22 protein-coding genes are annotated in these 24613 nt (G+C 62.9%); 5 read left to right on the top strand and 17 right to left on the bottom strand.

Features of this window, described 5'->3' with window-relative positions; translation table 11 throughout:
* Nucleotides 1-42: 42 nt before the first annotated feature.
* From bchZ to GH983_RS15825, 6 genes are all read right to left on the bottom strand, one after another.
* Nucleotides 43-1494: a chlorophyllide a reductase subunit Z gene (bchZ, locus tag GH983_RS15850; RefSeq protein WP_153762899.1), complete on the bottom strand. Its 1452-nt coding sequence runs from the start codon at nt 1492-1494 to the stop codon at nt 43-45.
* On the bottom strand, nt 1488-3071 hold the full coding sequence (gene bchY / locus GH983_RS15845; RefSeq protein ID WP_153762898.1) for a chlorophyllide a reductase subunit Y: 1584 nt from the start codon (nt 3069-3071) through the stop codon (nt 1488-1490). The genes bchZ and bchY overlap by 7 nt, the downstream gene beginning before the upstream one ends.
* Before the next feature lie 15 nt (nt 3072-3086).
* Nucleotides 3087-4094: a chlorophyllide a reductase iron protein subunit X gene (locus tag GH983_RS15840; protein WP_069043238.1), complete on the bottom strand. Its 1008-nt coding sequence runs from the start codon at nt 4092-4094 to the stop codon at nt 3087-3089.
* Nucleotides 4091-5029, bottom strand: coding sequence for a chlorophyll synthesis pathway protein BchC (gene bchC / locus GH983_RS15835; protein ID WP_153762897.1), 939 nt, complete (start codon nt 5027-5029; stop codon nt 4091-4093). The genes GH983_RS15840 and bchC overlap by 4 nt, the downstream gene beginning before the upstream one ends.
* A 112-nt stretch (nt 5030-5141) precedes the next feature.
* Complete coding sequence (locus tag GH983_RS15830; RefSeq protein WP_153762896.1) at nt 5142-6338, bottom strand: methyltransferase; 1197 nt, start codon at nt 6336-6338, stop codon at nt 5142-5144.
* Between the two features lie 4 nt (nt 6339-6342).
* Nucleotides 6343-7209, bottom strand: a complete 867-nt coding sequence (locus GH983_RS15825; RefSeq protein WP_054147823.1) for a polyprenyl synthetase family protein — start codon at nt 7207-7209, stop codon at nt 6343-6345.
* Between the two features lie 109 nt (nt 7210-7318).
* Between GH983_RS15825 and crtD the strand changes: the two genes are divergently transcribed.
* Together crtD and GH983_RS15815 are read left to right on the top strand one after the other, a co-directional pair.
* On the top strand, nt 7319-8902 hold the full coding sequence (gene crtD / locus GH983_RS15820; RefSeq protein WP_153762895.1) for a 1-hydroxycarotenoid 3,4-desaturase CrtD: 1584 nt from the start codon (nt 7319-7321) through the stop codon (nt 8900-8902).
* Nucleotides 8899-9750, top strand: coding sequence for a hydroxyneurosporene synthase (locus tag GH983_RS15815; protein ID WP_069043240.1), 852 nt, complete (start codon nt 8899-8901; stop codon nt 9748-9750). The genes crtD and GH983_RS15815 overlap by 4 nt, the downstream gene beginning before the upstream one ends.
* Here GH983_RS15815 and GH983_RS15810 read toward each other — a convergent pair.
* The 10 genes from GH983_RS15810 to GH983_RS15765 form a co-directional block, all read right to left on the bottom strand.
* Nucleotides 9747-9911 (bottom strand): hypothetical protein, encoded by a 165-nt coding sequence (locus GH983_RS15810; protein ID WP_153762894.1) that lies wholly within the window; start codon nt 9909-9911, stop codon nt 9747-9749. The two genes, GH983_RS15815 and GH983_RS15810, sit on opposite strands and share 4 nt — an antisense overlap.
* Nucleotides 9904-11073, bottom strand: a complete 1170-nt coding sequence (locus GH983_RS15805) for a phytoene/squalene synthase family protein (RefSeq protein ID WP_153762893.1) — start codon at nt 11071-11073, stop codon at nt 9904-9906. Before GH983_RS15805 ends, GH983_RS15810 begins: the two co-directional genes overlap by 8 nt.
* Complete coding sequence (locus GH983_RS15800; protein ID WP_153762892.1) at nt 11070-12641, bottom strand: phytoene desaturase; 1572 nt, start codon at nt 12639-12641, stop codon at nt 11070-11072. The genes GH983_RS15805 and GH983_RS15800 overlap by 4 nt, the downstream gene beginning before the upstream one ends.
* Nucleotides 12638-13546, bottom strand: a complete 909-nt coding sequence (gene bchO, locus GH983_RS15795) for an alpha/beta fold hydrolase BchO (RefSeq protein ID WP_054147827.1) — start codon at nt 13544-13546, stop codon at nt 12638-12640. The genes GH983_RS15800 and bchO overlap by 4 nt, the downstream gene beginning before the upstream one ends.
* Nucleotides 13543-15378, bottom strand: coding sequence for a VWA domain-containing protein (locus GH983_RS15790; RefSeq protein WP_194842730.1), 1836 nt, complete (start codon nt 15376-15378; stop codon nt 13543-13545). The genes bchO and GH983_RS15790 overlap by 4 nt, the downstream gene beginning before the upstream one ends.
* Nucleotides 15371-16420, bottom strand: coding sequence for a magnesium chelatase ATPase subunit I (gene bchI, locus GH983_RS15785; protein WP_153762890.1), 1050 nt, complete (start codon nt 16418-16420; stop codon nt 15371-15373). The genes GH983_RS15790 and bchI overlap by 8 nt, the downstream gene beginning before the upstream one ends.
* A gap of 137 nt (nt 16421-16557) precedes the next feature.
* A complete protein-coding gene (locus GH983_RS15780; protein ID WP_153763625.1) occupies nt 16558-19746 on the bottom strand; it encodes an efflux RND transporter permease subunit in 3189 nt (1062 codons plus the stop codon).
* A gap of 53 nt (nt 19747-19799) precedes the next feature.
* Nucleotides 19800-20777, bottom strand: coding sequence for an efflux RND transporter periplasmic adaptor subunit (locus GH983_RS15775; RefSeq protein ID WP_083229674.1), 978 nt, complete (start codon nt 20775-20777; stop codon nt 19800-19802).
* A gap of 10 nt (nt 20778-20787) precedes the next feature.
* The gene (locus tag GH983_RS15770) at nt 20788-20988 is read right to left on the bottom strand and encodes a DUF2892 domain-containing protein (RefSeq protein WP_006724805.1); all 201 of its coding nucleotides are present in this window, start codon (nt 20986-20988) and stop codon (nt 20788-20790) included.
* Nucleotides 20989-21089: 101 nt separating this feature from the next.
* Entirely contained in the window at nt 21090-21407 is a 318-nt protein-coding gene (locus GH983_RS15765; protein WP_006724804.1) for a metalloregulator ArsR/SmtB family transcription factor, read from the bottom strand.
* 127 nt (nt 21408-21534) lie between these two features.
* On the opposite strand from GH983_RS15765, the gene GH983_RS15760 reads away from it, so the two are divergent.
* From GH983_RS15760 to GH983_RS15750, 3 genes are all read left to right on the top strand, one after another.
* Complete coding sequence (locus GH983_RS15760; protein WP_153762889.1) at nt 21535-21870, top strand: TIGR01244 family sulfur transferase; 336 nt, start codon at nt 21535-21537, stop codon at nt 21868-21870.
* A 124-nt stretch (nt 21871-21994) separates the two neighbouring features.
* Complete coding sequence (locus GH983_RS15755) at nt 21995-22882, top strand: MarR family transcriptional regulator (protein ID WP_153762888.1); 888 nt, start codon at nt 21995-21997, stop codon at nt 22880-22882.
* A 177-nt stretch (nt 22883-23059) separates the two neighbouring features.
* Nucleotides 23060-23530 (top strand): chemotaxis protein CheW, encoded by a 471-nt coding sequence (locus tag GH983_RS15750; RefSeq protein ID WP_054147833.1) that lies wholly within the window; start codon nt 23060-23062, stop codon nt 23528-23530.
* A 332-nt stretch (nt 23531-23862) separates the two neighbouring features.
* On the opposite strand, the gene GH983_RS15745 is transcribed toward GH983_RS15750, so the two are convergent.
* Complete coding sequence (locus tag GH983_RS15745) at nt 23863-24588, bottom strand: ParA family protein (RefSeq protein WP_153762887.1); 726 nt, start codon at nt 24586-24588, stop codon at nt 23863-23865.
* Between the last annotated feature and the right edge of the window lie 25 nt (nt 24589-24613).

Raw genomic sequence — 24613 nt, 5'->3', positions numbered from 1 at the left:
CTTTGCCTCCAGTTGTCCCGTTGATGGGTCTCGTTCCAGTGTTCATGCGTAGGCTCCCTCTAGGCGGGCGGCCGTTTCGACATGATCGCGGGTAACTTCGTTATCTTCGGCGCGGCGGGCTTCGCGTTCCGCTGCTTCCCGCAGCCGCTTGGCGGCCGAGATGCGGACGAGGACCGGCTCGTTGCCGATGAATTTTTCGAGCGACGCCTGGGCATCGGATTGCCAGGCCATATCCGTGCGCGGACGGGCCGTGGTCGCCTCGATCGCATCAAGCTCTCCGGCGCGCGGCAGGATGTCGAACAGCATGTCGAAAAGCGCGTTGCAGACTTCTTGGATCAGCCAGGCCGCACCCGAATAACCCATGACAGGCGTGCCGGGATGGCGGCGCACGATGGCGCCGGGATAGGACAGCTGCACGAACTTGCCGCGGGCCCCGCGCTCGGCCATGTACATGCGCTCGTTGAACGAGCCGAACATGATCATCGGCGGTTTCTTGGCGATCAGTTCCGCAACCTCGATATTGTCGGTCTTCGATCCGGCCTTGCGCGGGATCGCGAAGTTGCAGGGCAGTCCCATTTCCTCTTCGAGGAAATTGCGGATGCCGCGCACATAGGTCTCGTTTGCGACGATCGCGAAGCTTGCTGTTGCAAAGAAGTCCTGGGTGACGGAGCGCCAGAGATCCCAGAGCGGCTTCAGCGTCGTGTGTTTTTCCTTCAAAATGAAGGGTTCAGGGTCGAGCCCGAGCATTTCACCGAGTTCGCGCAGGAAGGCTGTCGTCGAATGGATGCCGATCGGTGCCTGCAGATACGGGCGGTCGAGCGTTTCACAGAGCAGGCGGCCGAATTCGCGGTAGAGGCAGATATTGGCATCGGCATCGGCGAGCTTGCGGACGTCTTCGAGATGGCTGCCCAATGGGAAGACCATGTTGATTTCGGCGCCCAGCCCCTCGACGAGACGGCGGATTTCCGCCAGATCCGAAGGCATGTTGTAGGTGCCGTAGATCGGGCCGATGATGTTGACGCGGGGCTTTGCGCCTTCCGGACGTCTGCGCGGTGCGGGCACCTTGCCGCCCTTGGGGCCGAATTCTGTCCAGAGCCATTTCAGGGCGCGGTCGGCGCTCTGCCACTGGTCTTCGTCGATCGTGCGGGGCAGGAAGCGGACGATGTTGGATCCCTCAGGCGTCACGCCACCACCGATCATTTCGGCGATCGAGCCGGTAACGACGACGGCCGGCAGGTCCGGATCGAGCGCCAGGCGCGCCCGCTTCATGGCGCCTTCCGTGCCATGTTGACCGAGTTCGTCTTCGGAAAGACCCGACACGACGATCGGCAGCTCGTGCGGAGGCAGGGCGTCCGTGTAGTGGAGGACCGAGGTGACCGGCAGGTTTTCGCAGCCCACCGGGCCGTCGATGATCACCTGGAGACCCTTGATCGCGGTGAAGGCATAGACACTGCCCCAGTATCCGCCGGCTCTGTCGTGGTCGAGGATCAGCATCCGACACTCTCCCCATTGTCGACGGCGTTGCGGGACTGCTTGACCTTGGCGGCGAATTTCTTGCGATAGGCGCTGCGATCTTCCGGCACGTCTTCCCAGATGCCGGCGCCATCGCCCTGGCCTACGCCTTCAAAGAAGGCGTTCATGGCGAGGAAGCGGTCCTTGTTGCCGATCGCGGCGTTGATCACGGCGGGCAGCGAGGCGACGCCGGCCGGACCCATCAGTGGCCGGGCAGAGATCAGATTGGTGAAGTAGAGGGCAGGGGTGGCGCTCTCCTTGGCCTTCTGCACCACGGGGGTCGTGCCGATGGCGAGGTCCGGCTTGAACTCATGGAAGGCGGCGAGGTCCTGCTCCAGCGATGCGCGGAAGCGCAGTTCCACACCATGCGCGGAAAGCCATTCGGCGTCCTCGGAGTTGTAAGGCGTCTTCGGACAGGCCGTGCCGACATAGCGCAGGTCCGCGCCGAGTTCGACGAGCAGGCGTGCGACCAGCAGTTCGGAGCCTTCGTAGCCTGACAGCGTGATGCGGCCGTTGATCTTGTGCTCGGCGAGTGCTGCCTTGATTGCGCCGCGCATGGCATTGCGGCTGATATTGGTCTTCGCCTCCGGGACGTTGCAGCTGTCGCCGATCGCCTTCAGCCAGGCATCGGTACCGTCGATACCCACAGGGGCCGATCCGACGATCGGACGACCGGCCGCCTGGAATTCGCGGATGCTTGCCGTGTAGAAGGGATGGATCGCAGCCACAGCGGCGCAGTCGAGAGCAGAATAGAGCTCGCGCCATTCGCGGACGGGAACGGTCGGGCCGGCAGCAAGGCCCATGGGCTCCAGCATGCCGCCGATCACAACTGGATCGACCGGGAACATTTCGCCGAGCAGGGTGACGGTCGGTCGATCCTTCAAGCCACCACGCGGACGCTGGACCGGGCCTTCGCCGATTTCCTGGCGGGCATAGGCGAGCATCGCGCCTGACAGCACGTCTTTCGCTTCCGCATGGGTCGGGACACCAAAGCCGGGGACGTCGATGCCCACGATGCGGACGCCGTCGATTTCGCGTGGCAGCATGCGGAGCGGCACGCCCGAGGCCGAGGGGACACAGAGGTTGGTGACGACGACGGCGTCGAACTTCTCCGGATCCGCCATCTGGTGCACGGCCTCGACGATGTCCTCGTATAGTTTGCCGGTGACGAGCGTTTCGGAGGAGAAGGGCACATAGCCGACCGAGCGCTTCGCGCCGTAGAAATGCGAGGTGAAGGTCAGGCCGTAGACGCAGCAGGCAGAGCCCGAGAGGATCGTGGCGACACGGCGCATACGCAGGCCGACGCGGAGCGAGCCGAAGGCCGGGCACATGGATTGCGGCTGATCATGAGGGCCCTTGGGATAGTCCGCCTCGAAGCGATCCATCAGTTCGCCCTGGCCAGCGGCACGGGCCGCTGCCTTGGAAAGCTCGACGCCGCCATGGCATCCAATGACGTTTGTGTCTGCGGTCGCCATGTCGCCAAGGACGGCGGCATCGTTGCCGACGGGAGCGATCCCGCCAGCGTCGTCCAGCTCGAATTCCTTGCGCAGGTCATCCATGATGTTCACCCGATCTCACACGTTGTCGTAGACGACTTCCAGCGACGGCCGTTTCAGCGCGCCCGTGGCGCACATGTCTTCCGGCAGGGCTGGCTGGAGCTTGTAATCGGCGCCTGTTTCGCTGGCGTCGAAGAGGCCGAGCAGGCCATCCTGATCGAGCGGCTTCGGGAGGATCGGCGGCGCTTCGGCCAGATTGATCGAGAGCGCCTCGAAGAGGGGACCCCAATGGCTCTCATGCGTGCCGATGATCTGATAATTCGCGCTCTTGCGCCTGATGTCGTCGTCCTGCGGGATCGAGGCGAGCACCGGGATGCCAACGGCGTCCGCAAAGGCTTGGGCTTCACCCGTACCGTCATCCTTGTTGATGACGAGACCCGCGACGCCGACATTGCCGCCGAGATTGCGGAAGTATTTCACCGCAGAGCAGACATTGTTCGCGACATAGAGCGATTGCAGGTCGTTGGAGCCGACGACGACGACCTTCTGGCACATGTCGCGGGCGATCGGCAGGCCGAAGCCGCCGCAGACCACGTCGCCGAGGAAGTCGAGCAGGATGAAATCGAAGTCCCATTCATGGAAGCCGAGTTTTTCCAGGGTTTCGAAGCCATGGATGATGCCGCGTCCGCCGCAGCCGCGACCGACTTCCGGTCCGCCGAGCTCCATGGCAAAGACGCCGTCGCGCTTGAAGCAAACGTCGGAGATCGAGACTTCCTGACCAGCTTCCTTACGGCGCGAGGCCGTCTGGATGATGGTCGGGCAGGCGCGGCCGCCGAAAAGCAGCGAGGTCGTGTCGCTCTTCGGGTCGCAGCCGATCAGCAGGACCTTCTTGCCGAGCTGGGCCAGCATGTAGGAAAGATTGGCGAGCGTGAAGCTCTTGCCGATGCCACCCTTGCCGTAGATCGCGATGATCTGCGTATCCTTGGTCACCTTGCCGGTCGCCGGGGCATCGGGTTCGATGGCGGCTTCGTCACGAAGGTTCTCCTGCAGGCGCTCCAGGCCGTCTTGTGCGAGGTCGAGGCTCATGCTGCATTCCTCCAGTCGATGATCATTTTCAGGCAGTCGGGGTCGTTGAATGCGGTCCGATAGGCCGAGGCCGCATTCGATGGGGCGGAATGGTGGGTAATCAGGCCGCCTAAGGAGAGGCGCCCGGAGTCGACAAGGGCGAGCACCGCCTGGACATCCGCCGGCGTAAACTCCGCGGAGATTGCGATGGAGGCTTCCTTCATGAAGGCCGCCGGGAAGGCGAAGTCGAGCCGTTCGCCATAAAAGCCCGCGAGCACGAGTTCTCCGCGCCGGTTGAGGCGCGCGATGGCCTTGTCGACAACGCTGGGATCGCCGCTTGCATCGATGATGGCGTCGTGACGCTGGTCGCCGGCGGCCTCTGGTGTCTCGACGACATATCCGGTCGCTCCATCGCGGCGGGCAAGGCGTGTCTCCCAGACGGTCGGCGCCGAATGCCCGGTTGCCATGACAATCCGGGCAATCAGGCGGCCGAGGACGCCATGGCCGATGACAAGTGTAGCTGGATGTGCCGACCGACAGACGGCGTGGTGTGCGGTTGCCGCCAGCGCAAGCAGGGCTGCCTCTTCCGCATTCTCAAATTGGGTCTTGACGGTGCGGGCACCGGGAACCACGAGCCTTGCGGCGCTGGCACCGAACAGTCCGGCAGCATCTTCATAACAATTGGCGCCCGGGACGAAGACCTGATCTCCGACGGAGCGGCCGGAGTCTGGCCCGGCCTCGACCACCGTGCCAACCGTCTCATAGCCTGGGACGAGTGGATAACGCATGCCCGGAAAGGCTGGCATGGTGCCGTCGTAGAGCAACTTCTCTGTGCCACTCGAAACCCCGCTGAAGCAGGACTCGACAACCACGTCCGACGCCTCGGGCGCACAGAGCGCCAATCGCCTGACGGCGAGTATTCCCGGTTTTTCAAAGACGATGGCTGAACTGCGCATTGTCGTGCCCTCCCCGGACACGGGATGCTTTCTGCTCCCAATTGTCATCTTAAGATTACGCATCAAAGTGTCAATCAAAATTTACACTTGGGGCTGTGAAGTTCACCAACAATCAGCGCTTGGCGATCACAAGGCCTGCCAGGAGGGGATTTATTGTGGTGGCAACCTTCGCGCCGGCGAAGCCGCTACGGGCCAAGAGTGCGATGATTTCACTGGCGGTCCGGCAGCGGCCGGATCCCATGGCGGTGAAATAACTGGTGAAATAGATGGCTGCGAGGTTGGGGCCGTCCGTATTGCCGGCCATGGCTTCCGCGACCAGGAGATGGGTGCCGGGTGCGAGATGCCGGTGCAGGTTGGCAAGGATCTTCAGGACGCGGTCGTCATCGTGATCGCAGAGAATCCGGACCAGCGTCACGCAGTCCTGGTCGGCCGGAATGGGATCGCGCGTGAAATCACCGGGGTGCAGTCTACTGCGGGTCAAAAGACAGCGCTCCTGCAGGTGGCGGGTTGCAAGCTGTGTGACCGCGGGCAGATCGAACAGCGCGAGCCGTGTCGAGGGATGCCGCGCGCCAATGGCTGCGAGGAATGCGCCTTCGCCGCCGCCGACATCGAGTACGGATCGGTATTGGCCGAAGTCGTGGGATGCAAGGAGACAGTCGGCCAGCATCGCCTGGCTCTCGCGCATCAGCGCGGAGTAGGGCGCAGCCTCCTCGTTGCCGATGCTGGCGGGGTCGCTGCCCCTCACATAGGCCCAGTAGCGGCGGAGTTCTGTATCGCTGCGATCGCCGCGCCAAAAGGCGGGCGCATCGGCGAGATCACGGTATAACATGTCATGGTGCCGGATCATCTCCCGCAGACCGCGATCGGCGGCGAGCACCGTGCCGGCATCCGAGAGCAGCCAGAGATCAGGGGCGAGGCTGACGACGAGATCGAGCCGTCTTGCCTGCTCGAGCAGACGCCGCATGGCGTCCGACGGCATGCCGCAGCGGGCAGCAATTGCATTCGTGGACAATGCCTCGCCGTCCAGGGCCTCGAAGATCCCGACACCCACACAGGCAGACAGGATCTGGGTGTGGACGAAGCCTGTTGTCAGGCGAAACAGATGATTGGCCTTGCGGTTGGCGATCTGCCGCAGCAGCGGCATCCGCGAAACGAACGCGCGGAAGCGGGGCGAGGCTATCTGGCGGCTTCGCCAGAGACGAAAACCGATCGCCACCGACTGCAGGAGGCTTTGTCGAGGCTCCCCTCGCGCCTCGCTGGTGCGGATCGGCGGGCTGGCATCGAAGCCTCTTCCGCCTCCGGTGTCCATGATCTTACGCCGCGCTGGTGGCGAGCGTTTTCGGCATCAGCCGTGTCGCTTCGTTACGGATCATCGCGCGGAAAGCTTCCGCACCGGGGCAGTCGGGCACGCTCTCGACCGCCTCGGTGACGAGACGCTTCAGACGAACCAGCGCCGCTTCGAGGCCGATGCTGGCGACGATGTTCGGCTTGCCATTGCGGCTGTCCTGTCCGGCCGGCTTGCCCGCATCGGATTGGCCCACAGCGTCATAGAGATCGTCTGCCACCTGATAGGCAGCGCCGAGCGCGTCTGCGAGCACCAGCCATTCCCTCGGATTGCCGCCCGAGGCGATCGCGCCGGTCGACACGGCACCGCTGAACAGCGAGGCGGTCTTGGCGCGATGATAAGCGGTGATGTTGATTTCGGGTTCGCTTTCCCAGGCCTGGCCGGCCACGAGGCCATAGGGGCTGCCCACAGCGTTGGCGATGGTGGCGATCATTGGTGCGGTCAGAAGCGGTGTCTGCTGTGTTTCCCGGGCGACCGTCTCGAAAGCTGCGATGATCAGGCCGTCGCCGACAAGAAGCGCGATCTCTTCACCGAATTGGGCATGTACGCTTGGCGCGCCTCGACGCGTCAGCGCATTGTCGAAGCATGGCATGTCATCATGCACGAGGGATGCGCAATGCAGGAGTTCGATGGCCACGGCAGCACTGTCGGCGGCATTCGGCTCACGGTCACCGCAGGCGGCCGCGACCGCAAGGCAGAGCCGAGGCCTGATACGCGCACCTCCGGGAAAAACCGCATGCCGAAGGGCTTTCGCCAGGATGGGTGGGCATCCATTGGCGGTCGCATAACGCAGGGCGCGCTGCATGCCGGTTTCGATGCGCTCGGGGAAATCCATTGGGTTGACCTCCGGAGAATGCGCTGTTGTAAAATTTGCGCAACTCAATAATGTGTAAATCAAGATTGACACATTAAGTCCGTAAGTCAACTGGCCACAGGAGACGAAGGTGCCTGTTTCGACAGACGATACCGTGCTGGTGATCGGTGCCGGCATGGCGGGGCTCTCGGCTGCCATTCGATTGGCTGCGGCCGGATATCGCGTCGTTATCTGCGAGGCGCAGGCCGAGGCCGGCGGCAAAATGCGTCGTGTCGAAGCGGCTGGCAGAGGCTTTGATGCGGGGCCGACGGTGCTGACGATGAAATGGGTCTTCGAGGCACTCTTTGCCGCTGCGGGACGCAGAATTGAAGACGAACTCAGCCTGGTCCCATCGAGCGTGATCGCGCGCCATTACTGGCGGGGCGGGGTCTGTCTTGATCTGCATGCAGACCATGACGAAACGATCAGGGCGATCGGAGACTTTGCCGGACGGCGCGAGGCAGAGGGATACCGGCGCTTCGCGGCCGACAGCCGGCGGACGTTTGAGGTGTTGAAAGACAGTTTCATCGACGCCACCAGACCCAATCCGGTTTCCCTGTCTCGTCGCATCGGGCTCGGTCGGCCGTCTGATCTGCTCGCGATCAAGCCGTTCTCGACGCTCTGGTCGGCGCTTGGCAGCTATTTTTCCGATGTGCGCCTTCGCCAGCTTTTCGGTCGTTACGCCACCTATTGCGGCTCTTCGCCCTTCCTGTCTCCGGCAACGCTGATGCTGGTTGCGCATGTCGAGCAGGAGGGTGTCTGGACCGTCGAGGGCGGGATCAGGGCGCTTGCCATGCGTCTCGAAGCGCTGGCTGTCGAGCTCGGCGTCGAGTTTCGCTATGGCGATCCCGTCAGCGAGATCCTCATCGATCCCTCGCGTCGGGCCGTGTCCGGTGTGGTCACGCGAACTGGCCGACGGGTGGATGCCCGGCAGATCGTCTACAACGGAGATGTCGCCGCGCTGCCCCGGCTGATCGGCGCCTCGCCTCCGGACCCGGCTCGCAGTCGGGCACAACGGTCTCTGTCAGCCCTTGTGTCATGCAGCGTCGCCGAGCCTAAAGGTGTCGAGATTGCGCATCATACGGTGTTCTTTTCCGACGACTACGAGCGCGAGTTCGAGGCGATCTTTAAACGGCGCGAGGCACCTTCCGATCCGACCGTCTATCTCTGCGCTCAGGACCGCGATGCGACCGGTCGCCTAAAGGCCGGCGGTGTCGAGCCGGAGCGCATCTATGCCCTGATGAACCTCCCGGCGGATGGAGATCGTCACCGGTTCGATGAAAGCGAGGTCAATGCATGTCTGAAGAGCATGGAACGGCGACTGTCACTGAACGGTCTGACGCTCTCGAACCCACAGGCTACGGCGAACATCACGACTCCGGATCGCTTTGCGAGCCTCTATCCGGGAACGGGGGGAGCGCTATACGGGATGGCCTCGCACGGGTGGATGGCATCCTTCGCCCGGCCGGGATCGGAGGGGCCGCTGCCGGGGCTTTATCTGGCGGGGGGCAGCGTACATCCGGGGCCGGGGCTGCCGATGGCGGCGCTTTCCGGCAAGCTCGCGGCCGAACGGTTGATGGCGGACCGGCCTTTGACCAGGCGGTCGCACCTGGCGGCTATCACTGGTGGTATGCAGACGGAACGAGTGACTGCGGACAGTTCGCCTTCACGGTGATCGCCTTCATCGGCTCCGTGTTTTCGCCCTACTATCACTGGTCCGGCCGGCGTGATCCGGAAAACCATATTGCCTTCAATGTCGCGCTCTACGGGCCGCAGGGTCACGCCTGGGCGATGACCGAGCGTGGCAAGGCCCGGCTCAGTCGCGACAAGCACTCCCTGGCGATCGGCAAAAGTTCGTTCCGCTACGATGGTTCAGGCTTCGTGATCAGCTTCGACGAGATCTTCCTGCCCTGGCCCGGCCAGCGTTTGCTGCCAAAACGCATGCGGGGCGAAATCCGGCTAGTGCCGGATTTTCTTGGTGCGCGGGCCTATGGTCTCGATCGCGCCGGGTTTCATGCCTGGCAGCCAGTCGCCCCCAATGGGCGGGTCACCGTCGCCTGCGAGGCGCTGCCCGATGGTGGATGGACGGGGGCGGGCTATCACGACATGAACCATGGCGCCCGTCCGCTTGAGACGGATTTTTCCGGCTGGGACTGGGCCAGGGGCAATACGGGCGATGGCCGTACGGTGATCCTCTACGATTCCGTGCTTGCCGACGGGACGAACAGCCGCTTCGGCCTCGTCTGCGGTCGTGACGGTGCGGTGGCGGACTTCGATCCCCCGCCACGAAAACTGCTACAGCGCGGGTTCTGGGGCGTCGGCGGCGGTATCGCCTGCGACGGTGGCACAACTCCCGTCTTGAAAAACGCTCTCGAAGACACGCCGTTTTACCGGCGCTCGCTGGTCGAAACGGTGATTGCCGGGGATCCGGTCGAGATGATGCAGGAGACGCTCGATTGTCGCCGACTGGCAAATCCGGTCGTCAGGCTGATGCTTCCGTTTCGCATGCCGCGCCGCGCCTAGTCGGTTTTCGGCTCGTCCGTAAGAGGCTGGCTCGCTTGCCGCTCGCGGGCTTCCGCCTCGCGCTTCGCTTTTTTCAGATCGCGCATCTGCCAGACATAGAAGGCGATCGCCAGGCTGAAGACGAAGATGGCTTCGATGATGCCGAAATAATGCTCAAGCAAGGCTCGCCGCCTTTTCCCGCGCCGCGTCTCGGCGTCTCAGCGTCTCAATACGTGCGTCGGCATGAAGCCTCAGCAGAATGTCGGTTACCCGTCCCACGGCCGTCTCCCCATCAGAGGCTGGCGTGTCGGGGCGTTGCGTCGGGGCACTCTCCCGCAAGATGCCGCTGAGTGTCACCAGCGATCGTGCGACAGGTTCCGTCCCGGCATGGAGATCGCGCACGGCCGTCGCCGTCCAGCGGCTATCGTCGGAGCGTGCCTTGATCAGGAGGCCAAGCTTGGTGCTGAGTCCCGTTGTCGCGCGATGGTTGACGCTGTCATAGCCATTGGCTGCAATGCCCTGGCCGATCGCCTCATAAACCAAGGCGGCAGTGCGGATCGCATGACGACAGGATTTCGGCAGGCTGCGGATGCCGGCATGGCCGAGCCGGTAGTGGCGGGCAGCCTCGTCGAGCAGTCGCCTTACCACCAGACCGAGCGCGGGGGTGAATTGCGGATTATGCAGGAAGGCCGCGACGTCGACACCCTGTTCATCCAGCCAGTCGAGCGGCAGATAGAGCCTGCCGTTTCGGGCGTCTTCCCCGACATCGCGGGCGATGTTGGTCAGTTGCATAGCGATCCCGAGGTCGGCCGCGCGGGAAAGCGCAGCCCTGTCGCTGACGCCCATCACCGATGCCATCATCAGCCCGACGCTTGCAGCAACACAGGTCGCATAGGCTTTCACGTCGTCAATGGTCGCGTGGCGCCGCCCGTCCAGATCCATGGCAAAGCCGTCGAGCAGGGCTTCGACCACCGGCTTGGCGATGGCATGGTCGTGCACCACCCGTGCGAAGGCGCGGTCGCAGGCAAAGGGTGCCGGTGCCCCGGCATAGATCAGGTCCAGCCGCTCGCGCAGGCGCTGGAGGGCTGGCATGCCGCTGCGTGGATCATCGATCAGGTCGTCGGAATGCCGACAGAAGGCATAGAGCGCGCGCGCGGCCTCGCGAGTCGGTCCCGGCAAAAGCAGAGAGGCGAGGTGAAAGGATTTCGACCCTCGACGAATGGCGGCCGAACAGGCTCTTTGATCCTCGAAGTCTCCGGAAAAGCCATAGTTCAAGAGGATTGGCCGACGGATCGTCGGACGGGCCAGATAGGCTTCGGAGTGGGACGGGTGTGTGTCTGTCATTGTGCAGATCCTCTTCCGCGACCTTCCCAAGTGCCGGCTGGCAGGGTTGCCGGATCCGGCACCAGATCGGCGACGATGCGCGCCGACGACACGACGCCGGGCAGGCCTGCACCGGGATGCGTGCCGGCACCGCAAAGGAAGAGATTGTCGAGTTCCTCGCTTCTGTTGTGCGGTCGGAACCAGGCGCTCTGGAGGAGCTTGGGTTCGAGTGCAAAGGCGGCCCCCTGCCACGAAAGAAGTCTGTCCCGGAAGTCGAGCGGGGTCGCAATTCGCGAGGAGACGATGCTCGCTGAAAGACCGGGCAGCATGGTTTCCTCGAGCCGTTTTTCGATCTTGCGCCGGTAGATTTCTGTTGCCTCGTTCCAGTCGGTCCCGCTTTCGAGGTTTGGCACCGGGCTCAAGACGTAGAAGGCATCGCCGCCGGGCGGAGCCAACGAGGGATCGCTGGCCGTCGGTCGATGCAGGTAGAGGCTGAAATCGTCTGCGAGGCGGTGGTTCCGGAAGATGTCGTCGAGAAGTCCTCGATAACGCGGGCCGAAGAGCATCGTGTGATGCAGGACATCGTCATAGCGGCGGTTCGTGCCGAAGTACCAGACGAAGAGGCTCATCGAATAGTCGCCACGTTTAAGCTTGGCATCGGTCCAGCGTTTCCGGGGATGGTGCTTCAGGAGCTTGCCATAGGTGGTGGCGGGATCGGCGTTCGAAACGATGATATCGGCAGCGATCCTCTCGCCGGAGGCCAGCCGCACGGCAGTTGCCCGACGTCCCTCCGTCTCGATGTCAGTGACCGTCTCGTTCAGCCGGATGCGTCCGCCGTTGCGGGTGACAAGCGAGGCGATGCCGCGCACCAGCGCGTTCGTGCCGCCGATTGCATGATGCACGCCGTATTTGCCCTCGAGATGGGCGATCAGGCAGTAGAAGGAGGTGGCCGAGAAGGGATTGCCGCCGATCAGCAGCGGATGGAAGGAGAAGAGGGTGCGCAGCTTGTCGCTCTTGAAATGCTTCGAGACGACCGAATAGACCGAGCGATAGCCGCCCAGGCGCACCAGACCGGCAAGCGTCTTTGCCGTGAACAGCAGGCTGTGGAACGGCTTGTGCGCCAGTTGCTCGAAGGCGACTTCATAGATCCGCCGGCTCTCGTCGAGAAAGCTGCGATAGCCCGCGACATCCCTGGGTTCGATCCTCGCGATCTGTGCTTCCATCGCCGCGCGGTCGCCGGAATAGTCGAAGACCGTACCGTCGTCGAAGCGCACCCGGTAAAAGGGGGTGTTTGGCCGGAGTTCGACATCGTCACTCAGGCGACCGCCGCAGTCATGCCAGAGCTTTTCGAAAAGCCAGGGGGCGGTGATGATGGTCGGTCCGGCGTCGAAGGTGAAACCGTCCTGGCGATGGGCATAGGCCCGTCCACCGGGTTCGTCCAGCGGATCTATGATCGTGACACGATAGCCTTTGGCGCCGAGCAGGGCACCGGTCGCGAGACCTCCCACGCCAGCACCGATCACGATCGCATGCGGTCTGTTGTCGATGGGTTTGGGCTTGTGTCTGGGAAAGCGGCCGGCGACATTCATGCTGCATCCGCTCCGTTCGGTCGCTGGTTTCCAATGGCCTCGTCCAGCCACCGCACGACGTCGGCGGGCCGGCATTCATGCAGAAGGTGTCCGCCCGTGTCGGTCAGCACGAGCCGGCTCCCCGGAGCCTGTCGCGCTGCGTGGCTGGAGTTTTCGATCGGTACCATGGGGTCGTCCTTGGCGGCGATGAGCGTCATGGGAAAGGGCAGGCGCTGCAAGGTGGCGTCGAAACGGGACAGGTCCCAGGCGGCCATCATGCCGAGCGCGCCGCGAACGTGGGCGGGGGAGGCGAGCAGCATGCGGTAGATCGCGCGCCCTTCCTCATCGATCGGTGAGCCGGTGGCGGTCAGCAGATTGCCGCCGAGCGGCGTCACCCGTGACATCAGGGAAAACATCGAGGCGGAAAATGGGTTGGCGAAGAGCGCCTTGGCCAGCGGCGAAAACAGTGCGTTGCCACGGATCGGCAGGTAGGCGCCGTTGATGCCGATGACATGGCGCGGCACGGCGGAGGCCTTGCTGGCCGCCAGCGTGACGGCGATGGCCGCACCTGCCGAATGTCCAAGAATGACGGCGGGGCAGCGATCCAGTCGAGAGACCAGTTCCGTCAATGCCCGCACCATCCCGGGAAGCGAGGGGTCTGTTGGTCCGCACGGCCGGGTGAAGCCGTGGCCGGGAAGGTCGGGCGCCACGACGCGAAAGCGCGCGCTGAGTAGCGGCAACAGATGCCGCCAGGAATGGGAGGATGCACCCGTCCCGTGCAGCAGCAGGATCATGGGTGCGGTGTCCTGCCCCGCAATCTGCACATGCCAGTCACAGGCATTGGTCTTCACGAACTGGCTTGCGCTGCGGTTCGGCCAGTTGCGCCCGTCCGTTTCCCAGTTCAGTCGATCGCGCCCGAGTGTCATACACGCGCCTCCTGCATCGAACGGTCCACGAGCTGCGACACATGACCGGCATCGGCTTTTCGCAAGATGTGCAAGTCGGCGCCGAGCATGCTCGCAAGAGTGGTCACGCTTTCGCGCGGGCGGCGTGCAATATCGATGCAGATTGTCTTCAAGTCCCTCGCTTTGCAGTTTCGGGCAAGACGCGAGAGTTCTTCGGCGGCCAAGGCCCGATCAGGTGTGCCATCGAGGGCGATGTTGCCGCTCCCATCGGTCAGCAGGACAAGCACAGGGCTGCTGCCGCGTCGCTCGACGGAGAGCGCGAGCTCTAGGCCGGCCTTAAGCCCCGCGGCAAGCGGCGTTGGCCCGCCGCCGGGAAGGGCGGCGAGTTTGCGTTTCGCGGCGGTGAGCGAGCGGGTCGGTGGCAGAAGCAGCTCGGCGCTCGTACCCCTGAAGGCGATCAAAGCCACTTCGTCGCGGCGGACATAGCATCGCGCCAGCAGCTGTTCGATCGCGCCCTTGGTTTCGCCGAGGCGTTCCAGTGCGGTGGAACCCGAGGCGTCGACGACAAAGATTGCCGTCGAGGGGGCTGCATGGCGCAAACGCAGATACCGGAAGTCATCGCGGCTGACATAGGCGCGCGGCGCCGTGGCTCCTGACGATGGACGAGGGTTCGCCACACTCAGAGCCTGACGTTGGGCCGCGCGGATACGCTGAAAGGGCGCTGCTGCGCGCAGGGTCGCGATGATGTCGGGCCTAGCCTCCGCATGAGGCGGCGCCAGTCCGATGCCGTAGGGCCGACCCCGCCGGGTATTCTTGTGCAGGTCACCCGATTTACCCGCCCCGCCCGCATTGCGGCTGGGGCGCTGGGCGATGGTGAGCCAGGGATCTGCCGATAGCGAACCTGCCTTGATGGCCGCCAGCATTTCCGTCAGCGCGTCGAGCTGTGTCGGCTTGTCGGAATTGCTGTCTTGATCCTGATCGGCCGGGTCCGTGGGAGCCGAGGGGGCAACCGGTTCTTCGAGCTGTCCGGGAGTAGCATCTGTCGATTGATCGTCCGGCTGCTCGGCTGGCGCTTCAGCCTGAGGCGCCAGTCGCAGACCGAGGCACAGGCGAAGGGCTGTCAGCGCGTCGCGCTCCACAACTGCCGTACGGTCCTCGCGACATGCCAGAAGCCGTGCCGTGCGTGCGAGATGCGCCAATATGCGGGTCGAGCTATGGCCGGCCATCTGCGAGAGGGTAGCAAGGCCTTTCAGCAATCGATCATTGATCGTCACATCCCGCCAAGTGGTCAGCGAGTTCCGCGGTCGTGCTGGCTCTGTCTCCTGGCCGTTCACGTGATGCCAGCCGATGCCATCGAGATCGATACGCAGCGCGAGGCGATCGGCAAGTCCGCTGGAAAGCGGGGCTTCATCATCAAGGGATTCATCGAGGGCGACCAGCAGAAAGCTGCTCTCTGCAGGTTGATCCATCGCGCGGGCGACCATGGCTGCGAGCGATGGGTCGAGGCGCTCCGCCATGGGAACCATCAGTCCGCCGCCTTCGGCCCGAGCCAGAAGCCCCTGTTGCCGGACGAGGCTTCCTGTCGCAGCGGTTGCCGCGAGGTCGACGCCGCCTGAGAGATTGGCCGCAGATGTACCGGGTGGCAGGCGGACAAATCCGATATTGAGGCGTTCCTGCAGGAGGGAAATGACGTGATCGCGTACGCCACCCGACCGGGCCCTGAGCCAGACGCCGCCGAGGCTTGAGCCTCCCAGGCCAAGTAGCTCGATCGCCAGCTGCGCATCCGCCCAGAGTTCCGCGCCCCTGTCATCAAGGGCTTTCTCATAGGCGTCGTGGGGGCCGAGTTCAGCCATGGGCGTGACGGTCTTTGCCGGTGTCGTCGATCGACGCCAGGGCGCGCTCAATGCGGGGTGCAGAACCGGCATCGTCGAGCGGGTCACGGCGCAGACGGTGGCAAAGTACCATGGGTGCGATATCGGCGACATCATCCCATGTGACCTGAAGACGCGCGGAGAGCGCTGCGGCAGCCCGGCTGGCGCGCATCAGGGTCAGCTCGCCGCGCATGCCGTCGATCCCGAGACGCAAACAGAGCTGCGACATGCGCCTGACCACATGATCAGGGATCTCCACCTGACGGAGAATTTTTCGCGCGGCGATCACGCGGCGACCGACTGCGGCATCGCGCTTCGCCCAGAGCTTGATGAAACCGCGCGGGTCCGTCTCGTAGGTGTCACGGCGACGGATCACCTCGATGCGTTGGTCGAGATCGTCGATGGTGCGGACGTCGACGGAAAGACCGAAGCGATCGAGCAATTGCGGTCTGAGATCTCCTTCTTCCGGATTGCCGCTGCCGACGAGGACGAAACGGGCGGCGTGACGGATGCTCAGGCCTTCGCGCTCGACGACATTGACGCCAGAGGCGGCTGCGTCGAGCAGCAGATCAACAAGGTGATCCTCCAGCAGGTTGATCTCATCGATGTAGAGGAAGCCACGGTTGGCGGCGGCCAGGAGCCCGGGCTCGAAGTGCTTTTCCCCGGCGACCAGGGCCTTTTCGATGTCGAGCGAGCCGCAGACGCGATCTTCCGTCGCGCCCAGAGGAAGATCGATCATCGGTGCGCGATGCTTCACTATAGCAGGTGGCTTCAGGCCGCTTGAGGGATTGCAGACGGTGCAGGCGGATTGCGGCTCTGCCGGGAGGCAGTTGTAGCGGCAACCGTTGCGCGTTTCGATCGGTGGCAGCAGCTCCGTCAGGGCGCGGACTGCCGTGGATTTTCCCGTGCCGCGATCGCCGAAGATCAGCACGCCGCCGAGCAGAGGCTCGACGGCCGCCATCAAGAGGGCCTTCTTCATGTCCTCCTGGGCGACGATGGCGGCGAATGGGAATGGTTGGGCCATGGGTCCCGCCTCAGCTTGAGTGTAAAATTAAGTTTACACTTTTTAATGTCGCTTTGAAGGGGGTGTGCTGAGAATCTTCTGTCCAAATTAAAATGGCCGCGCTTGCCGCGCGGCCATATGTCCTCAGGTCAGTCCTTTCAGGTGCGTAGCACCCGGTAGATTGCGGGGATCACCAGGACCGTCAGCAGGGTCGACGAGATCAGGCCAAAGAGCAGCGAGATCGCCAGCCCCTGGAAGATCGGGTCGGTCAGGATGACGGCTGCACCGATGATCGCCGCAAGCGCCGTCAGGAGTATCGGCTTGAAGCGGATCGAACCGGCTTCGATCAGGACATCGGTCAGTGTTTTCCCGGTGTGATCGGCGTGGCGGATGAAATCCACCAGCAGGATCGAGTTGCGGACGATGATGCCGGCGAGCGCGATGAAGCCGATCATCGAGGTCGCTGAGAATGGTGCACCGAAGAGCCAGTGGCCGCCGAGGATGCCGATGAAGGTCAGCGGCACCGGCGTCAGGATGACCAGCGGCACCTTGAACGAACCGAACTGGGCGACGACGAGGATATAGATGCCGAGGAGCGCAATCATGAAGGCGGCGCCCATGTCGCGGAAGGTCACCCAGGTGACTTCCCATTCGCCATCCCAGAGAAGCGTTGCCTGATCTTCGTTGGTCGGCTGGCCGTTGAGGGAGATCACCGGCTTGGGAAGTCCCGTCCAGTCCTGCGCGTCGATCGCTTCCTGCACGGCGAGCATGCCGTAGAGGGGGGCCTCGAAGTCGCCGGCGAGTTCTGCCGTCACCATCTCGGCATTGATGCCGTTGTGACGGAAGATCGGCAGCGTGGTCTTTTCGTCGATGACGCGCACGACGTCGCCGAGTTCGACGACACCCTTGTCGCCGGGCAGGACATTGGCCGGCATCGGCGTCGAGAGCAAACGCTCGTCGATCACCTTCTCACTCTTGGCGCGTTCCAGCCGGATCGGGATCGGCGGACGGCCTTCGCCGCGATGCGAGTAGCCGATGGTCTTGCCGTTCGCGAGGATCGCGATGGTGTCGAAGACATCGCCTTCCTCGACACGGTAGAATTCCGCGTCGTCGGTCGAGATGACCAGCCGCTTGCGCGGTGCTTCCACGCCATAGGAGTTGTCGACGTCGACGATGAAGGGCACCGAGCGGAAGGCTGCCTCGACCTTTTCGGCCACGGCGCGGCGGATCTCAGGCGTTGGGCCATAGATCTCGGCGAGCAGGGTTGCCATGACCGGCGGTCCCGGCGGTGGCTCGACGACCTTGAGGCTGGTGCCCTCGGGCATGGCAATGCCCGAAATCTTCCGGCGGATATCAAGCGCAATGTCGTGGCTCGTGCGATCACGCTCCGCCTTGGGCGTCAGGTTGATGGCCACGTCACCCTGATAGGAAGCGGCGCGCATATAGGCGTGGCGGACAAGACCGTTGAAGTTGAAGGGGGCTGCTGTTCCGGCATGCGTTTGGACGGAGACCACTTCCGGCATATCGAGCACGGTGCGCCCCACGGCCTGGGCTACGGCATCGGTCGCCTCGACGGATGAGCCTTCCGGCAGGTCGATGGTGACCTGCAGCTCCGACTTGTTGTCGAAGGGAAGCAGCTTCACCGTGACATGCTTCGTGTAGAAGAGGCTCAGCGATCCGAGCGTCAGTACGCCGACGAGGATCAGGAAGACCCAGCTGCGGGTCTTTGTTGCGAGGATGGGGCGGGCGGTTGCCGCGTACATCCGGCCCAGTATGCCGCCGGTCTCGTGATCGGCATGGGTGTGCACGGGTGCGTTGCCGGCGACCTTCAGCATCAGCCAGGGAGTGACCATGACGGCGACGAAGAAGGAGAAGATCATCGCGGCCGAGGCATTGGCCGGGATCGGGCTCATATAGGGGCCCATCATGCCGGAGACGAAGAGCATCGGCAGGAGGGCGGCGACGACGGTCAGTGTCGCGACGATCGTCGGATTGCCGACCTCGGCTACCGCCTCGATGGCGCTGCGCTGGCGCGAGCGCTTGTCGCCCATGCCCCAGTGGCGGGCGATATTCTCGATGACGACGATGGCGTCGTCGACGAGAATGCCGATCGAGAAGATGAGCGCGAAGAGCGACACCCGATTTAGCGTGTAGCCCATCAGCCAGGAAGCGAAGAGGGTGAGCAGGATCGTCACGGGAATAACGATCGCCACGACCAGCGCTTCGCGTCTGCCGATCGCCAGCCAGACCAGCGCGATGATCGAAACGGTCGCGAGGCCCAAGTGATAGAGGAGCTCGTTCGCCTTTTCATTCGCGGTTTCGCCGTAGTCACGGGTGACCTCGACACGGATGTCCTCTGGGATCAGCTTGCCTTCCAGGGCTTCGACGCGCTCGAGGATCGCCTCGGCGACCACGACCGCGTTGGAGCCGGCGCGCTTGGCGATGGCAAGTGTGACAGAGGGCACGCGTTCGACGGTATCGCCGTCCTTGCGCAGGGTGGAAACGAGGGCTTCGCTGGTGTCTGTGGCAAAGTCGATGGTCGCGACATCGCGGACATAGACCGGCCTGCCATCGCGGGCCGTCAGCAGGAGATTGCCGATCTCGGCCGGGGAAGCGAGGGTTTCGCCGGCGATTACATCGATCTGACGACCGTTTTCGCGGACCTGAGAGGCCGGCATCGCCGTATTGGCGCCACCGACCTTGCCGGCAAGCTGCTGCAGCGTGATGCCGTAAAGGGCGAGCTTTTCCGGCTGTGGCGAGATGCGGATGATCTCGTTGGTTTCGCCGACGACATAGGTGAGGCCAACATTATCGACCTTGGCGACCTCGTTGCGGACTTCGCGGACGATCCGGGTCAGGTCGTTTGCGCCCACATGGCCGCTCGCGTCTTTCGTCGGGGAGAAAGTGAGGGTGACGATCGCAACGTCATCGATGCCACGGCCGACCACCTTGGGCTCGGCGATGCCGACGGGGATGCGGTCGATGTTGGCGCGCACCTTGTCGTGGACGCGCAGCACCGCGGCATCCGCGGAGGTGCCGACCAGGAAGCGGGCGGTGACCATGACCATGTTGTCCATGGACTGGGAGTAGATGTGCTCGACGCCGTTGATGCTCTTGACGATGGTTTCCAGCGGCTCGGTGATCAGCTTCTGCGCATCGTCGGCGCGCAGGCCCGGGGCCTGGACGATGATGTCGACCATGGGCACGGAGATCTGTGGCTCTTCCTCACGCGGGAGCGAGAGCAGGGCCACAAGACCGAAGGCGAAGGCGGCGATCAGGAAGAGTGGTGTTAGCGGCGACTTGATGAAGGCGCGTGTCAAATGACCGGCAATGCCCAGATTGGTCATTGGCGTGTCGTCATCCGGCCCTGCGGGATTGGGTGAGTTGTCGACGGGAGTGCTCATTCTGTCACCACGATATCGCCGGCCGCGAGGCCTGAGAGTATTTCGACCTGTGTCACTCCGCCGATCTCCAGGGTTTCGCCAGCGACCACGGCGCGCTCGACGACCTGATCGTTTTCACGCACGGCGACGAAGTTGACGCCTGACCTGTTCGACAGGGAGGCTGCCGGCACCACGAGTGCCCGGCGTTTGCCGATCGGCAGTTCCACCAAAACCCTTGCCGCGACGAAATCGGTATCGAGTCCGTCTACCTCGACATCGGCTGTCACCCGGCCACCTTCGATCTGCGGATAGATCTTCACGAGTTCGCCTTCGAGCGTCGTGCCGCTCGCTTCGATGCGGATCGGCGCCCCCTGTGTCAGGTCCTGTGCATGACGCTCGGGGATCGCGAGCCGCAGGAAGAAGCCGCCGCCGGCGATGGTCGCAATCGTCTCGCCTGCCATGACGACGGAATCGCTGGTCACGGGAACGGCGATGATACGCCCTTCAGAGGGGGCCAGCACTGCGCCTTCCGACGCCTGCTGGACTAGAACGGAGCGCTGGGCTTCTGCCTGGCGTACCTGGTTGGTCATGACGTCCAGCTGGGTCTTCAACTGATCGAGGCGCTGGGTGCTGGTAGCGCCACTGCGCACCAGCCGGTCAGCACGATCCAGTTCGACCTGAGCATCCCGCAGAGAAGCGTTCAGGCCCTGAAGCTGGGCATCGACGGCCTTGATCTGGAAGTCGATCTTGTCGTCCTTCACCTCGGCGATCACATCGCCAGCCTTGACGATGTCGCCTTCGGTGACATTCAGCTGGACGAGGGTGCCGCCCAGCCTTGCTCGGGCCAGTACGCTGTTGCGTGGCTGGATCTGGCCGTAGACCGCCTTCATCTCTGTGATGTCGACGGCTTCGAGTTTGAGATCAGCGGCATGGCTGACGGTCAGTCCCATGGCTGTCGCAGCCGCAAACAGGGCGATGAAGGCGGATTTCGGCATGACTTGTTCCTTAGAATGCTGTGCCGGGGCGAAGCCCCAGCTTGCGGAAAATCGTGGCCGCCGGGCAGAAGCCGGTGAAGGCCGACTGTATCATGTTCACGCCGATAAAAGCGGTGAACCAGACGAAACCTGGATGCACGAAGTATGTCAGCAGGAGGGAAAGCAGGATCATGAACCCTGCAAAGACGAGAACGGCGCGATCGATCGACATGTTTTTCTCCTTAAGATACATATCTACGATGATACGTATATATTAGATAAGCTTGTGTCAAGCCGTCATCCGCAGAATGGATGACGGTGTCGGCTGCCGCGTCAGGCGGCGCAGTCGGATGTTTTGCAGAAGCTGTCGTATAGAGTGCCGATGATGGCGCGCGCCGGTTCGCTCTCGATCCGGTACCAGATGGTCTGACCGTCACGCCGTCCCATGATGATCTTTTCCCGGCGCAACAACGCCAGATGCTGCGACACGGTGCTGTCGCGAATCCCGAGGAATTCGGCAAGCTGACCGACGGAATGCTCGCCGTCGGCAAGGCGGCAGAGGATCAGCAGTCGATATCGATTGGATAGCGACTTGAGGAGTTCGCTGGCCATATCGGCACCAGCCTTCATCTGTTCAGGATCAATCTTCATAGATACGAATATATATGAGAAATCGGCACTGGCAAGTGTTGACACCTACGACAGATCTTAAATATATAAAAAACGTTATGTGTAAAGCGGCGACTTCGGTGGGCAGCCGTCTCAAGAAGGAGTTCTCATGAGCATTCGCAGCATCGATCCAAGTTTCCATGTCACCGGACAGATCAAGCCGCAGGAGCTGCAAGCGATTGCCGAACTCGGCTTCAAGGCCGTCGTCTGCATGCGGCCGGACAAAGAAGGCTTCTTTCAGCCGGCCTTTGACGAAATTGCAAATTCAGCCCGTGAGGTCGGGCTCGACGCGCATTATCTTCCGGTAGTCCCGGGCTCCATATCCCTTGATCAGGCGCGCGAGCTGAAAGCGATCATCAGCCGGCAGTCGGGACCGATCCTCGCTTATTGCGCATCCGGCCAGCGATGCGCCGCAGCCTATGATCTTGCCAAACGCGTTCCCTGAAGCGGAGCGATGCGTCCCATGGTGCCTTCAGATCTTCGTTGATTAGGGCTCACTACTAAAATTACCAATCGACGGCATCGGTGAATTGCCGTCCTATGCGCAACTCTGATCTGGAGTTGTGCCCATGGATCAATTGCGTGCCAAACTTGATCGGGACCGATTGGTCGTCCATCCCGGTGTCGAGAAGCATCTCGGGGAACCCGTGTGGCAATTGGCGAGCGGCTATCTTGGCCATTCCGGCTTCGACAGGGCTGTGCTCGCCTATTGCCGCAGCATGGTGGAAGCCAATGCCTTCCGCTGGCCAGCCAACAAGATCTTCGCGCAGAAGATGCGCTACATCACCTGCTATATGCTGATCGGGCTGTCGGCACGTTTCGAGGAGGGCACGGGCCCTGCGCCGACCATGACCCTGCTGCAGACGTTGGTGCCCGGCAGCGCACGCCAGGTCAGTGATCTCATTTCGGGCCTGCGGGCCGGTGGCTATGTCGTGGCAGAACAGAATGCGCGAGACCGGCGAGAGATCAGGTTGCGTCCAACGCCGCCCCTCGTCATGGAGATCGCCCGCTCCCCTCTTGCCTTCATTTCCTCTTCCGCCCTGCTTGAAGGCCATTCGCTTCGGGAGGCCCTGGACGCCGATGTGTCGCTGGTCTACCGCCTGATCGGCCGATCGACCATTGCCTTCCAGTCGATGGATGTCCTGTTCACGCCCTTCGAGACGGTCGTCGACTTTACCGGTCGCGACAGCGGATATCTCATTCTTTGTGCAGTCATGGGTGCCCACCTGGCCGGCGCGCTGGGTGAAGACTGGCCGCTTGCGCTCACCTATGATGCATTGTCGCAGCGGTTTCAGGTGTCTCGCCAGCACGTTGGAAATGTACTGGCGATCGCGACGACGCAGGGGAGACTCAGCATTCACGGTGGTCGGATCGGCGCGGTCGAGCCCTCGCTGCTGCAAGAATTTTCCTGGTGGAGTGCCGGACAGATGGCGCATTTCACCATGCTCGCCCGATGACGGCCATGTCCGTGGCACCAGTTGCGGATTCTCCTGATTGATTTAGATATTCTTTAATTACTGGTGGGCTAAATTGATTTGGAGTGCAGGGCAGGCCTCTGCCGCCGGGATCCCCGGTGAACCAATATCGTGACACGGTGCCAGCCGACGCAGGCTTGCAGCAGGAGGAAATCGCAGATGAATACGACGTCGAACACCGCCGATGCCCTCGAAATCATCGCCTTTCGGCTTCATCAACAGGAGTTCTGCGTCAAGACGACATCGATCCGCGAAATCCGCGGTTGGGCTCCGGTTACGCCCATCCCGCACTCGCCCTATGAAGTTCTCGGCGTCATGAACCTTCGCGGAACGGTCATCCCGATCGTCGATCTCGCCGTGAAGCTCGGCATGCCGGCCGCCCAGGCGACGGAGCGCAGTGCCGTGGTCGTCACCGAAGTCAACGGCATGACCGTCGGTCTGCTGGTCGACGGCGTCTCCGACATTCTGACCGTGTCTGGCAGCACGCTGCAGCCTCTTCCTGCCGCGACCGGTCCAAGTGCAGCCTTCTCCGATGGCATCATCGCCCATGACAAGAGCATGATCTGCTTCCTCAGCCTCGAGCGCATGTTCGGCGATGACGACCCGTCCGCCTGGGGCATGGCAGCCTGAAATAACTCCGGGGGCGTAAGCCCCCTTAAGTCTTCCGGCCGACGCTGACTGACCATCACACTTTGCTTGCGATTCTGCCCGAAAGCGGCGTCGCTTGGGCGCGGCCCCTGGTGGAGCTGCGACTTCATCAAGTGTTAGGGGCCAGCTCTGATAGCAAACAGCTTCTGAAATTCCCATGTTTGTAGCAGAATGTCGCCGGTCGAGCGCCGAGGTGACGCCGTGTCTGCATAATCGGACAAAAGCCCTTCTGGGCTACCTAGGCGCAGGCCTTGCCGGTACGCATGGACGCGAGTGGCCTCAGGGCCGCCGGTTGTGTTTTCGATGCGCGCCCTTCAGGCCGCCGTGTCCAGGGTCTGTAGATCGCGTCGTGTTGCATAGGCCGGGGCCGCCGCCGCGCCGACGTCGACGTGCGACAACACTTCGTCTGCGAAGGCCTGTGCATTCAAAATCGCCTTCTCGCTGCCTGGAGTCTGGGCGTTGTCCAGCTTTCGAAGCGGGCGATGCATGTCAAACATTTCGCGGAAGGCGGCGCGTTCGGCAATCGGTGTGTCGAAGACACGGATGTCCTGTTCCGACAGCAGACGCTTCACCGCCTGCATCGATCGCGTTGTGATGGCCGGATTGACCCTGGACAGGACGACGGAATGCGGGATGCGGATGCCGGCCTTACGGTCGAGGTAGCGCAGGAGATCGAGGACCTGAGCGCCGCCCTGGGCGTCCATGCTCGAGCCCTGGATCGGAACGATGACGTGATCCGACAAGCCGACGGCCGAGGCGAGCAGGGGTGACTGTAGGCCCGGCAGATCGATGATGACGAAATCCCACTGGCTGCGGCGCTCGTGGACGATCTTCTGGATCGTCGGCGCCGACACATAGGTTTCGATGGAGAGCCTCGGCATCAATGCTGCGCCTTCGTACCACTTCGAGAACCACCGCTGGGGGTCGGCGTCTATCACGCAAACTCGATAGTTGCGGTGGAGAAGTTCAGTGGTCAGAAGGAGGGCCGCAGTTGTTTTTCCTGCGCCACCCTTCGTATTCGCGAAGGTGATCACTGCCATTGGGTATTCCTGTCTCGAATAGCGG

Origin of the sequence: Agrobacterium sp. MA01 (genome assembly GCF_009650195.1) — a bacterium.
GTDB lineage: Bacteria > Pseudomonadota > Alphaproteobacteria > Rhizobiales > Rhizobiaceae > Allorhizobium.
The sequence above is the reverse complement of the archived record's forward strand: the minus strand, read 5'-3'. Positions and strand labels throughout refer to the sequence as shown.